Raw genomic sequence first — 11,841 nt, 5'->3', positions numbered from 1 at the left:
AGAGTGGATATGGGGAGTTTGTGGTGATTCGCGGTCGTGCTGGTGCTCTCCTGCTCGTGCCGATGGCGGTGGCAGCCTGCCAGGCGTCTACCGTTGCGACGTTGCCCTCGCGCCCAGCCGTTCCATCCAACACAACGCCACTCCCTGAACCTTCGTCCACTCGTTCTCATGACCTTGTCGTTGGGACGTACTCCGGCTATTGGCCGGCTCTGGCAGGAAGCCGGGATCAGATGAGATGCGGGGCGATGGGGCGTCCGAGGCTCGAAGCCGGAACGAAACGTATTAGATGTCCCCAGTTCGGTCTGGAAGGACGGCGGCGGACTATTTACTGATCACTCTGCGCCCTCGCCGAAGGCGAGTTTGCTGAAGGCGCGGCGAATTTCGGTGTGTGGTTGACGATCGCGGCCGTAGTAGAGCTTGTTGGTGAGGAGAACTGCCCAGCAGTCTTGCTTCGGGTCTATCCAGATGGCTGTGCCGGTGAAGCCGTAGTGTGCGTAGACGCTGTTCATGGGGTTGTTGTTCGGGGCGGGGTGCCAGAACAGGCCGCGGGCGGGTTGCAGGTTGCCGGTGTGGATCTGGAGGGATTCTTGTGTCCAGGCGCTGCTGAATCCGGGTTGGTCGGCGGCCGGGCTGGGTTTGAGCAGGTGCCGGAGAAAGGTCGCGAGGTCGTCCAGGGTGGAGAAGGCTCCTGCGATGCCGCAGACGCCGTTGAGCAGGCGTGCGGAGAAGTCGTGCACGGTGCCCTTGAGGTGGTGTCCGGTTTCCTCGTCGTGTTCGGTGGGGGCGCAGCGTGCGGCGAGGTCGGCGGGTAGTGGCCCGAAGCTGGTGGTGGTCATGCCGAGGGGTTGCCAGATGCGGGTTTGGGCGAGTTGGTCGAGTGGGGTGCCGGTGAGGTGTTCGGCGAGGTAGCCGAGGATGAGGGCGGCGCGGTCGGTGTATTCGACGGCTTGGCCGGGTGGGCGGTGGAGGGGTTCGCGCAGGACTCCGTCGCGGATCTGCTGGGGGTCGGTTCCGTACAGGTTCTTCAGGTTGGCGCGTGGTGGGAGGCCGGCGGTGTGGGTGAGGAGGTGGTGTACGGTCACGTCGCCGACTTGGTGGCCGTCCAGGTGGGGGATGTGGGCGGCGAGGCGGTCGTGGAGGTTCAGGCGGCGTTCTTCCCAGAGGGTGCCGATGACCGTCCAGACCGCGAGGATCTTGGTGAGGCTGGCTACGTCGAAAACGGTGTCCGGCCGCATCGGGTGGTCGGGATCGGTGGGGTCGAGCAGGCCGCAGGTTCCGCTGATGTGGGTGCCGTCGGCGTCGCCGACGGCCCAGACGGCGCCGGGGTAGACCCTGTTGCGGACGCCTTCGCGGAGGAGGTGTTCGATGCGGTCCCGCTCGGGCGTCATGGGATGCCTTTCTGCCGGTGTGCTGCGATGGTCAGCGTAGTGAGGACGATGGTTGTGGATGGTGAGCGGCGCGGTGTGCAGGGTCAGATGATCTGGTTGCCCAGGTCGGTGAGTGCGGTGGCGGTGGTGCTGATGGGGTAGCGGCGGGCGTTGGTGTGTCCGGCGGACCGTAGATCGGCCGACAGGGAGGGGTTGTGGCGTAGTTGGTTCAGGGTGGTGGTGACAGCGGCCGGGTCGGTGAAGTCGAGGGGCAGGGCTGTGTCGGCCAGGGTGTCGACGAGGCCGGGGACGGGCTGGTAGATGACGGGTAGGCCGCATGCTTGGGCTTCGATGGCGACGAGGCCGAAGGCTTCCAGGGTGGTGGAGGGGACGGCGAGCGCGTCGTGTTCGGCGAAGCACTGCCAGAGTTGGCGTCGGGTGAGCCAGCCGAGGTAGCGGTGTGGGCACCGTAGTTTCTGGAGGTGTGGGATAAGGGTCGCGTATTGGTCGATGGGGGCGGCGATGCTCAGTGTGGTGTCGGGGTTCGTGGCGCATGCGTCGGCGAGTGTTCGCAGACCTTTTTCTGGGGTGAGGCGGCCGGCGTAGAGCAGCAGGAACGGTGTGGAGCCGTCTGGGCGGGTTCGTGGTGGGGGTTGTTTGAGCAGGTGGTCTGGTATGCCCCAGGGGATGTGCTGGAGTTTGGCGGGGTTGAGGTGGGGTGCCAGCAGTCGTAGGCGGTCGGCCATGGCGGGGGTGGGGACGACGATGGTCGTGGCTGTGTCGGTGGTGTGTTGAAGGACGCGGTGTTGGGTTCCGTAGCCGGCGGCGTGGAGCAGGTCTGTGCCGTGGACCAGGGCGATGCTCGGGACGTTGGGGAGGGCGCGGAGCAGCGCTGGTGTGGCGCCGAAGGTGAGGTGTTGAAGGTGGGTGAGGGCGATGTCGTCGGGGTTGAGCAGGGCGGTCAGTTGTGCGGTGAGGTTGTCGGTGTAGGTATGGAAGCTGCGTCCGGTCAGCGTTTTGCCGTTGACCTGCAGGGTTTCGATGGGCGGGGGCGGTGGCTGGTTGCTTTGGAGCATGAAGGTTCTGGCCGGGATCAGAGGAGTGGGGCCCGCGTAGAGATCGTGGAGCAGTTCCACGCTGCCGCCGGGGCTGCCTGCGGGCAGGTCCAGGGCGGTGACGATCGCTGTCATGATGCCTCCTCGAGGGTGGTGAGCTCGTGGTAGAGGCGTGAGATGTCGATGCCGGTGCTGATGGCGTACTTGTGGCCGTGCTGTTGGTAGCTGGTCGTGGCGCCGAAGGGCTGCAGGAAGACGAGCTTGCCGAAGGTCATGCCGGGATACACCCGGACCGGGCGGGCGACCCGGATCTCCAGGGTCCAGGCGATGGAGTAGCCGGTGTGGCCGAGGGGCGCGGAGACGTGGACCCAGATTCCGAGGGCGCCGGTGGTCCGGTTGCCGTTGAGGAGTTGGGCGTAGCGTTCCGACCAGGTGCGTTCGTGGGTGAGGCCGAGGTACAGGGCTCCGGGCTTGAGCAGCGTGCCGGTGCCGGGGATGAGTGATTCGGTGCAGTGGGTGGGGCGCGCGGCGTCCAGCGGGCCGTGGCAGGTCCAGATGCGGTCGCTCAGCCGCCAGTCGTAGGCGTTGGAGGAGATCCGGTGGGGATCGTAGGGATCGATGGCGATGTCGCCGCGGCTGATGGCGGCGGCGATGGCGGGCCCGGTGAGGATCACGACGCACCTGCCCCGAGCGGGTCGCGCCAGTACTGGGACGGCTGCGGGCCGATGGCGTCCTGGTATTTGCCGTGGTAGGGCGCGACGGCGCCGATGGAGACGAAGAACATGATCTGGCCGATCTTCATGCCCGGGTAGATGCGCAACGGCCGGACCGGGGAGAGCATCAGGGTCCACTGCCCGTGGAAGCCGATGTCGCCGATGGGTGCGGTGATCTCGACGAACAGGCCGAGCCGGCCAACGGAGGAGCGGCCGAACAGCAGCGGTACGAAGGTGTCGGAGCCGACCGCTTCGAGGGTGTGGCCGAGGTAGAGCTCGTCGGGGCGTAGGACGTAGCCCTCGTGGCCGAGGGTGATCGGGCGGGTGGGGTTGGGGTGGTGGGCGTCGATCACCGGCTCGGTGTACGTCAGCAGGGTCTGGCCCAGGCGGACGTTGTAGCTGTTGGGGTTGACCTGGCCTGAGGTGAAGGGGGAGATGCGGATGCGGCCGTCGTGGGCCGCGGCGTAGATTTCCGGGCCGGTGAGGATCATGGCTGGACTCCCGTCTGTCCGGTCAGGACGTCGTGTACGACCTGGGCGAGAGAGATGGGCGGGCCGTTCCATCGGCCGCCGAGGAAGGTGTCGGCCAGGTAGCGGGTGGTCATGGCGCAGCGGAGCTGCGGCGTGCGGGGGTCGCGGTGCGTGATCAGCGGACCTACCTGAGCGGTGAGACGGTTGAGGAGGTCTTCCGGCGCCTCGGCGGCGACGTGCGCACGGACGAGCTGGTTGTCGAAGGGCTCGATCGCCAGCAGGTCACCCTTGCGCAGGACGGTGCCCAACTGGACGGGACGCAGGCTGGTCTCGTTGAGCAGGACGGCCTTTGCGTCCAGGTGGCTGCGGAGATGTCGTGTGATCAGCGTCAGGACGTGGTGGCGGTCCAGAATCGTGTTGTGGAAGGGCTCGGCGACCGTCCCGATCGGTTGCGCCAGGCGTTCGTGCAGGGTGGTGAGCTGTGTCATCAGTCCGGCCACCGGCTCTGTGGCAGTGGTCGTGTCCGGGAACGTGCCGGTGTGTGCGGTCCAGCCGTGTTGGCTTCGTACCGCTTGCGCGTAGCCCGCGCCTAGTTCCGGTCCTTTGAGCACCACGGTGTTGCCTACGCGGACAGGTCTGTCTTGAGGGCTGTGGCAGTGTCCGGAGAAGATCAGGGAGATGAAGGGGCAGGCGGCGGCGAGGGTGAGGTCGTGGTCGAAGCCTGAGTGGCTGAGCACGATCCAGTCGTCGACCATCTCTTGGTGGCGGTGTTGCAGCTCGTGCAGCGCAAGAGCCGGTTCGACGACGTCATGGCCGGTCCGCTGAGTGAAGGGGATGGAAGTGAAGGCATCCTCGCTGATCACTGCGGTGATGCCCACTCGCCTGCCACCGATCCGTTCTATGCGTGCCGTCCGAAACAGTGGCTCGCCGGTGGCGGTGTGGATGGCGTTGGCGCAGACTGTCATGGCGCGCAGGTCCGGCTCGAGGTAGTGCTGCCAGCCGTGGTTGCCGGGTGCGAGTACGTCGTACAGCAGGATCAGGATGCGGCGTTCGATGTCTCCGCCGCCCAGCCGGTAGTAACCGCTGCCTTCGAAGAAGTCGCCGCAATCGACCACCAGCCCTCGTCGGCGGGCCGCATGCAGGTAGGCGAGCATGGGCACGGCGCGGTCGAAGGTGGAGTGCACGTCCGTGGTGGCCACGATGCCCTCCAGCGCCCGTCGGCTGCTCATACCGCTTCCTCGGTGATGTCCGCGCCGAGATGGCGCAGCTTGCCGGGCAGGTCTGCATGGCCGCGCCGCAGTTGGGTCAGGCCGCTCACGGTGGTGACGCCGTCGGCGGCCAGTGCGGCGACGATGAGTGTGGAGCCGCTGCGGATGTCGTTGGCCTTGACTGCGGCTCCGACCAGCCGCTGCGGCCCTGTGATGCGGCAGTGGGTCGCGGAGAGTTGCTCGATGTCCGCGCCGAGGCGGGCCAACTGCGGGATGAGGTTGCCGTGCCGTCCGGGGTTGATGGCGTCGGCGAATAGATGCACGCCGGGCATGCCGAGCGAGAGCGCCATCAGCGATGGCTCGAAGTCGGCGTCCAGCCCGCCTGGTGCCAGGGACGCGATCGCCCGCAATGGCTGCCCCGTCAACTGCGTGTCCTGACCCTGCACCGTTACCGTGTCCGCGCTCGCGTGGGCCGGTATCCCGAGCCAGGCGAACGTCTCCATGGCCAGGAGCACGTCGGCTGCTCGTACGCCCTTGATATGCGCGGAGCCCTGGGTGACCGCGACGGCACAGGCCAGTGTGACGGCCTCGACCTTGTCACCCGGCACCTCCCAGGACAGGGTCGCGTCGCTGTCGACCTGAGGGGGTGCGATGTACAGTGCGTTCTCGTTCCGGTTCGTCTCCCACCCGGCCGCGCACAAGAAGGCCAGGACCTCGGCTACCTCGGGTGACAGGTTCGGCTGGGCCACCACCAGCTCGCAGCGGTCGATCACAGCCCGAAGGACGGCAGCCACCGTGGCACCGCGTGACCGGTACGGCAGTGCGACACGCGCGTGCCGGACCCGCTCGCCGACCTTGACCACCTGATACCCCTCACCGTCCAGCAGGACCCGGTCGCCGAACGCTTCATAGACGCGGAAGTGCAAGCCCATGCCACGCTCCCCGACGGGACAGCCGCCCGGCCACGGCAGCCGTGCCTGTCCGAAGGCGGCCAGGAGGGGCGGCACCAGGTAGTACGAGGCACGGATGACCGCCGCGTCGACGAGTCCGGCGGGCGGGGTCGCGCCGCAGACGGGCAGGATGACGACTTCCTCCGGGTTGGTGGTCGAGCGGGCCACGCTGTAGCCGGCCTGCTGGAGCAGGTCGAGCATCGTCCGCACGTCCTGACATCGAGGCACGTTGCGCAGATGGGCCAGCCGCTGCACGGCTGCGGCTGCCGCGATCAGCGGAAGTGCGGCGTTCTTCGATCCGTCCACTCGGACGGCGCCGATCAGTGGCTCGCCAGAGCGAATCGTGATCGCGTCGGCGACAGAGATAGTCGAAGGCATGGTGGCCTGCGCTCCTTTCGAGGCAGGAGGCCGAGCCGTCTGCGGTGGCTCGGCCAGCAAGTCTTGGATGACTCTCAGTACACGGGCTCCGGCAGAGCGTTGTCAGGAGGACAATGACTGACACACGCGGACACGCCTGTCCGTCCTCACGGACACGAGGGACACGCGATGTCACCCCTCTTCATGTGTTCATTCGGCGCGCTACATGACCAGAGCAGACACACACAGGGCGCCATGCCGATGTCATTGAGGAAGCCATTGATGACGGCCATGGCCGCACGGCCAATGGTGTGGGCCAATAGTGAACCCGCGTGGCGGTATGGGGGAGGAGACGAGCTTCCGGCCGCGCTTGAAGCGGTGAGATTGCAGATGTACGACCTCGGGATCACCGAAGACGATCTGTCGACCATGGACTACACCGAGGCAGTCACAGAGCACCGTGACCACCATCGACCCCTCAACCCATGAGGCTCACCTGCCCGCGTCATCCGCAGCTTGGTGTCTTGGCTCGGGCGTCATCTCGATAGGAGACCCGTCCAGCCTCTCCTGGGAGCTGCAAATAAGTTAGTGATCCTTAACGGCGGCGTTGATCGCCGCGCGGGCCATCGCGTGCAGGAGCGGGCGCATCTCGCGGGCGGGCAGTTCTCCCGCGCTGTGCGGCGTCGAGTTGAGCAGCCCGAATGCCGCGTGCGTGGCGGCGCGCAGGCGGGCCGCCGGGCACTCCGGGTGCAGTTCGGCCAGCACCGTCACCCACTCCTCGACGTAGAGCCGCTGCAGCCGCCTGATCTGCCTGCGCTGCGGCTCGGGCACGTTGCCCAGTTCCCTGTCGTGGACGGTGATCAGCGCGGGCTGCTCGATCGCGAACGTGATCTGCACGTGGAGCAGCGCGTCCAGGGTCTCGTCCGGGCCCGGGGCGGAGGTGACGACCGCGCCGGCCGACTCGCGCAGGCGCGAGCTGACGTCGAGCAGCATCTCCGACAGCAGCGCGTCCTTGCCGTCGAAGTGCCGGTAGAGCGCGGGGCCCGAGACGCCGACCGCGCCGCCGATGTCCTCGATCGAGACGCCGTGGAAGCCGCGTGCCGCGAACAGCCGGGCGGCCGCGTCCAGGATCTCCGCACGCCTGTTGCCGCGGCTGCGGGTAGAGGAGGAGACGGTGGTCACGTCTCACATGCTAGACGACTTCGTTAATGATGGCTAACATCCGAACCATGAGAGGGGAGTCATGAGCGGCGACTGGCCCGTGCTGAGATCCGCGGCCGACCCGGGGAGCGCGGCGTACAAGCAGAATGCCGAGCTGAACGAGCGGCTCGCCGCCGAGTTGCTCGACCGGCTGGCGACCGCGGCGCTGGGCGGGCCGGAGAGGTCGCGGCGGCGGCACGTCGAGCGCGGCAAGCTGCTGCCGCGCGAGCGCGTCGACGGCCTGCTCGACCCCGGCTCGCGTTTCCTGGAGCTGTCGCCGCTGGCCGCCAACGGCCTGTACGACGACCAGGCGCCGGCCGCGGGCATCATCACCGGGGTCGGCCGCGTCTCGGGCCGCGAATGCGTGATCGTGGCCAACGACGCCACGGTCAAGGGCGGCACCTACTACCCGGTCACGGTCAAGAAGCACCTGCGCGCGCAGGAGGTGGCCCTGCACAACCACCTGCCGTGCGTCTACCTCGTCGACTCGGGCGGGGCGTTCCTGCCCAGGCAGGACGAGGTGTTCCCCGACCGCGAGCACTTTGGCCGCATCTTCTACAACCAGGCCACGATGTCGGCGCGTGGCATCCCGCAGATCGCCGCCGTGCTCGGCTCGTGCACCGCCGGCGGCGCGTACGTGCCCGCGATGAGCGACGAGGCGGTCATCGTGCGCGGTCAGGGCACGATCTTCCTGGGCGGCCCGCCGCTGGTGAAGGCGGCCACCGGCGAGGAGGTCACGGCCGAGGAGCTGGGCGGCGGCGACCTGCACGCGCGCGTCAGCGGCGTCACCGACCACCTGGCCGACGACGACGCCCACGCGCTGGCCATCGTCCGCGACATCGTCTCCACCCTCGCCCCGCGCGCCCCCCGGCCCTGGGAGACGGCCGCGCCGGAGCCGCCCGCCCACGACCCCCGCGACCTGTACGGGATCGTGCCCGCCGACACCCGCCGCCCGTACGACGTGCGCGAGGTGATCGCCAGGATCGCCGACGGCTCGCGCTTCCTGGAGTTCAAGGCCGAGTACGGCTCGACCCTGGTCACCGGCTTCGCCCACGTGCACGGGCACCCGGTGGGCATCCTGGCCAACAACGGCATCCTGTTCAGCGAGTCGGCCATGAAGGGCGCCCACTTCATCGAGCTGTGCGACCAGCGCCGCATCCCCCTGGTCTTCCTGCAGAACATCAGCGGCTTCATGGTCGGCAAGGCGTACGAGGCGGGCGGCATCGCCAAGCACGGGGCCAAGATGGTGACGGCCGTGTCGTGCGCGCGGGTGCCCAAGTTCACGGTGGTGATCGGGGGGTCGTTCGGGGCGGGGAACTACGCGATGGCGGGGCGGGCGTACTCGCCCAGGTTCCTGTGGATGTGGCCGAACGCCCGCATCTCGGTCATGGGCGGCGAACAGGCCGCGAACGTGCTCACCACCGTCGGCGACGCCGACCCCGACGCGATCAGGGCCCAGTACGAGCACCAGGGCAACCCGTACTACTCCACGGCCAGGCTCTGGGACGACGGCGTGATCGACCCGCTCGACACCCGCACCGTCCTGGGCCTGGCGCTGTCCGCGGCGGCCAACGCGCCGCTCGAGCCCGCCGGTTATGGCGTCTTCAGGATGTGACGCATGTTGTTCGACCGTGTTCTCATCGCCAACAGGGGCGAGATCGCCGTACGGATCGCGCGTACGCTGCGCGGGCTCGGCATCGCGTCCGTGGCCGTGCACACGCCGTCCGACGCGGCGGCCAGGCACGTGCGCGAGGCCGACGTCGCCGTCCAGGTGCCGAGCTACCTGGACGGAGAGGCGATCGTGGGAGCCGCGCTGGAGTCGGGCGCCCAGGCCGTGCACCCCGGGTACGGCTTCCTGGCCGAGAACGCCGGGTTCGCGCGGCGGTGCGCGGCGGCCGGGCTGGTGTTCGTCGGGCCGCCGGCCGAGGCCATCGAGGCGATGGGCGACAAGATCCGCGCCAAGGCCACGGTGTCGGCCGCCGGGGTGCCCGTGGTGCCGGGCGGGGCCGAGCCGGGCGACGTCCTGGCGGAGTGGCGCGACTTCCCCGCGCTGATCAAGCCGTCCGCGGGCGGCGGCGGCAAGGGCATGGTCCTGGTACGCTCGGCCGCCGAGCTGCCCGACGCCCTCGAATCGGCCCGGCGGACGGCACGGGCCGCGTTCGGCGACGGCACCCTGCTGATCGAGCGCTACGTCGAGAACCCGCGCCACATCGAGATCCAGGTCCTCGCCGACGCCCACGGCGACGTCGTGCACCTCGGCGAGCGCGAGTGCAGCCTGCAGCGCAGGCACCAGAAGATCATCGAGGAGGCGCCGTCGCCCTTCGTGACCCCCGAGACGCGCGCCCGCATGGGCGCGGCGGCCGTGGAGGCCGCCCGCGCGGTCGGCTACGTCGGCGCGGGCACCGTCGAGTTCATCGTGGACGGAACCACCGGCGCACACCACTTCATGGAGATGAACACCCGGCTGCAGGTCGAGCACCCGGTCACCGAACTGGTCACCGGCCTCGACCTGGTGGCGCTCCAGCTCCGGGTGGCGGCGGGCGAGCCGCTGCCGTTCGGGCAGCCCGACGTACGGCTCGACGGGCACGCGGTGGAGGCCCGCGTCTACGCCGAGGACCCCGCGCGCGGCTTCCTCCCGACCGGCGGCCGGGTGCTCCTCCTGCGCGAACCAGGCGAACCAGGCGGACCAGGAGACCGGGGCCCGGCCGCCACCGGGCAGACGGTCGTCAGGGTGGACTCGGGGCTGGTCGAGGGCGGGGTCGTCGGCAGCGAGTTCGACCCCATGCTGTCGAAGGTCGTCGTCCGGGCGCCCGACCGGGCCGCCGCCCTCAGGGCGCTGGACCGCGCGCTGGCCCGTACGGCGGTCCTCGGCGTGGTCACCAACATCCCCTTCCTGCGCGCCCTGGCCGCCCACCCGGCCGTCCGGGCGGGCGAGCTGGACACGGGCCTGGTCGAGCGGGTGCTGCCCGGCCTCCTGCCGGCCGCGCAGGCGCCGCAGGAGGTGCTCGCCGCGGCGGCGCTCGTCTTCCACGCCATGCCCCAGGGCGACGACCCGTGGCAGGTCACCGACGGCTGGCGGCTGGGGGAGCGGGCGTGGACGACGTGGCGGCTGCAGTCGCGCGACGGCGTGCACGCGATCCAGGTCCGCGGGCTGCCCGAGGAGTCGGCCGAGGTCCGTACCGGTGACGGGACGGTTGACGAGACGGTGCCGGCCCGGATCCGCCGCGACGGCGCCGACCTGACCGTCACGCTCGGCGGGCGCGGCGAGCGCTACCTGTGCGTACGCCACGGCGACACCCTCTGGCTGGGCAGGGACGGCGCGTCCTGGACGTTCACCCGCCACCTCATCGGCGACCCCGGCGACCGCCCAGGCGCCGCCACGGCCGGCGACGGCGTCGTCAGGAGCCCCATGCCCGGCACGGTCCTGCTGGTCAAGGCCCAGGTCGGTGACCGGGTGAGCGAAGGGCAGCCGCTGGTGATCGTGGAGGCCATGAAGATGGAGCACACGGTCACCGCCCCGTGCGACGGCGTGCTCTCCGAGCTGCCCGCACAGGCGGGCCGGCCGGTCGACATGGACGCCGTCCTGGCCGTGGTCACCGCTGAGGAGGCGTGATGCCGTACCCGCTGGAGGGTCTTCCGCAGCAGGTCACGATCTACGAGGTCGGCCCGCGCGACGGCCTGCAGAACGAGTCCGCGGTCGTGCCCGTCGAGGTGAAGACCGAGTTCATCGACCGGCTCGCCGACGCCGGGCACAAGGTCATCGAGGCGACCAGCTTCGTGCACCCCGGGTGGGTGCCGCAGCTCGCCGACGCCGACGAGCTGATGTCCGGGCTGCGGCGCAGGCCGGGCGTGCGCTACCCCGTCCTCGTGCCGAACCCGCGCGGACTCGCCCGCGCGCTCGCCCGGGACGTGGACGAGATCGCGATCTTCGCCAGCGCGACCGAGACCTTCGCCGCGAAGAACCTGAACCGCAGCCTGGAGAGCCAGTTCGAGATGTTCGAGCCGGTCGTGGCCAGGGCGCTGGACCACGGGGTCAGGGTGCGGGCGTACGTGTCGATGTGCTTCGGCGACCCCTGGGAGGGGCCCACGCCGATCCCGCAGGTGGTCGCGGTCGGGGAGCGGCTGCTCGGGCTCGGCTGTTACGAGCTGTCGCTCGGCGACACCATCGGCGTCGGCACACCGGGGCACGTGACCGCCCTGATCCGGGCCTTCCGCAGCCCGGAACGGCTCGCCGTGCACTTCCACGACACCTACGGTCAGGCGCTCGGCAACACGCTGGCCGCCCTGACAGCGGGTGTGACCACCGTCGACGCCTCTACCGGAGGCATCGGCGGCTGCCCGTACGCCGAGTCCGCGACCGGCAACCTCGCCACAGAAGACCTCGTGTGGATGTTGCGCGGACTCGGCATCGACACTGGGCTCGACCTGGGCAAACTCGTCGCCACCAGCACCTGGCTGGCGGGGCTGCTCGGGCGGCCCAGCCCGTCCCGCGTCGTACAGGCGCTGTCGAAAGGCTGAGAG

At 69.5% G+C, this 11,841-nt stretch carries 10 protein-coding genes; 3 read left to right on the top strand and 7 right to left on the bottom strand.

Going from position 1 to position 11,841, the window contains the following annotated elements:
- Nucleotides 1–332 precede the first annotated feature (332 nt).
- The 7 genes from ACZ6S0_RS02745 to ACZ6S0_RS02715 form a co-directional block, all read right to left on the bottom strand.
- Nucleotides 333–1,388, bottom strand: coding sequence for a serine hydrolase domain-containing protein (locus ACZ6S0_RS02745; protein ID WP_465912853.1), 1,056 nt, complete (start codon nt 1,386–1,388; stop codon nt 333–335).
- 83 nt (nt 1,389–1,471) lie between these two features.
- Nucleotides 1,472–2,557 carry a glycosyltransferase family 4 protein gene (locus tag ACZ6S0_RS02740; protein ID WP_465912852.1) on the bottom strand — a complete coding sequence of 362 codons (1,086 nt, stop codon included), beginning with the start codon at nt 2,555–2,557 and terminating at the stop codon, nt 1,472–1,474.
- Nucleotides 2,554–3,096 (bottom strand): dCTP deaminase, encoded by a 543-nt coding sequence (locus ACZ6S0_RS02735; RefSeq protein WP_465912851.1) that lies wholly within the window; start codon nt 3,094–3,096, stop codon nt 2,554–2,556. Before ACZ6S0_RS02735 ends, ACZ6S0_RS02740 begins: the two co-directional genes overlap by 4 nt.
- On the bottom strand, nt 3,093–3,626 hold the full coding sequence (dcd, locus tag ACZ6S0_RS02730) for a dCTP deaminase (protein ID WP_465912850.1): 534 nt from the start codon (nt 3,624–3,626) through the stop codon (nt 3,093–3,095). Before dcd ends, ACZ6S0_RS02735 begins: the two co-directional genes overlap by 4 nt.
- Nucleotides 3,623–4,834, bottom strand: a complete 1,212-nt coding sequence (locus tag ACZ6S0_RS02725; RefSeq protein ID WP_465912849.1) for a metallophosphoesterase — start codon at nt 4,832–4,834, stop codon at nt 3,623–3,625. Before ACZ6S0_RS02725 ends, dcd begins: the two co-directional genes overlap by 4 nt.
- A complete protein-coding gene (locus ACZ6S0_RS02720) occupies nt 4,831–6,201 on the bottom strand; it encodes a hypothetical protein (protein ID WP_465912848.1) in 1,371 nt (456 codons plus the stop codon). The genes ACZ6S0_RS02725 and ACZ6S0_RS02720 overlap by 4 nt, the downstream gene beginning before the upstream one ends.
- Nucleotides 6,202–6,705: 504 nt before the next feature.
- Nucleotides 6,706–7,302: an SACE_7040 family transcriptional regulator gene (locus ACZ6S0_RS02715; RefSeq protein WP_465912847.1), complete on the bottom strand. Its 597-nt coding sequence runs from the start codon at nt 7,300–7,302 to the stop codon at nt 6,706–6,708.
- Nucleotides 7,303–7,363: 61 nt separating this feature from the next.
- Between ACZ6S0_RS02715 and ACZ6S0_RS02710 the strand changes: the two genes are divergently transcribed.
- Genes ACZ6S0_RS02710 through ACZ6S0_RS02700 form a run of 3 tightly spaced genes read left to right on the top strand, consistent with a single transcriptional unit; the run spans nt 7,364 to nt 11,838 of the window.
- Nucleotides 7,364–8,935: a carboxyl transferase domain-containing protein gene (locus ACZ6S0_RS02710; RefSeq protein ID WP_465912846.1), complete on the top strand. Its 1,572-nt coding sequence runs from the start codon at nt 7,364–7,366 to the stop codon at nt 8,933–8,935.
- Between the two features lie 3 nt (nt 8,936–8,938).
- Nucleotides 8,939–10,933, top strand: coding sequence for an acetyl/propionyl/methylcrotonyl-CoA carboxylase subunit alpha (locus ACZ6S0_RS02705; RefSeq protein ID WP_465912845.1), 1,995 nt, complete (start codon nt 8,939–8,941; stop codon nt 10,931–10,933).
- Entirely contained in the window at nt 10,933–11,838 is a 906-nt protein-coding gene (locus ACZ6S0_RS02700) for a hydroxymethylglutaryl-CoA lyase (protein WP_465912844.1), read from the top strand. Before ACZ6S0_RS02705 ends, ACZ6S0_RS02700 begins: the two co-directional genes overlap by 1 nt.
- The last annotated feature ends 3 nt before the right edge of the window (nt 11,839–11,841 follow it).

The sequence above is a fragment of the Nonomuraea sp. NPDC051298 genome (assembly GCF_055586305.1).
The sequence above is the reverse complement of the archived record's forward strand: the minus strand, read 5'-3'. Positions and strand labels throughout refer to the sequence as shown.

Coding starts and splice junctions, on each gene's coding strand:
- ACZ6S0_RS02745 (WP_465912853.1), bottom strand. CDS start 1,388: ATGACGCCCGAGCGGGACCGCATCGAACACCTCCTCCGCGAAGGCGTC.
- ACZ6S0_RS02740 (WP_465912852.1), bottom strand. CDS start 2,557: ATGACAGCGATCGTCACCGCCCTGGACCTGCCCGCAGGCAGCCCCGGC.
- dcd (WP_465912850.1), bottom strand. CDS start 3,626: ATGATCCTCACCGGCCCGGAAATCTACGCCGCGGCCCACGACGGCCGC.
- ACZ6S0_RS02725 (WP_465912849.1), bottom strand. CDS start 4,834: ATGAGCAGCCGACGGGCGCTGGAGGGCATCGTGGCCACCACGGACGTG.
- ACZ6S0_RS02710 (WP_465912846.1), top strand. CDS start 7,364: ATGAGCGGCGACTGGCCCGTGCTGAGATCCGCGGCCGACCCGGGGAGC.
- ACZ6S0_RS02705 (WP_465912845.1), top strand. CDS start 8,939: ATGTTGTTCGACCGTGTTCTCATCGCCAACAGGGGCGAGATCGCCGTA.
- ACZ6S0_RS02700 (WP_465912844.1), top strand. CDS start 10,933: ATGCCGTACCCGCTGGAGGGTCTTCCGCAGCAGGTCACGATCTACGAG.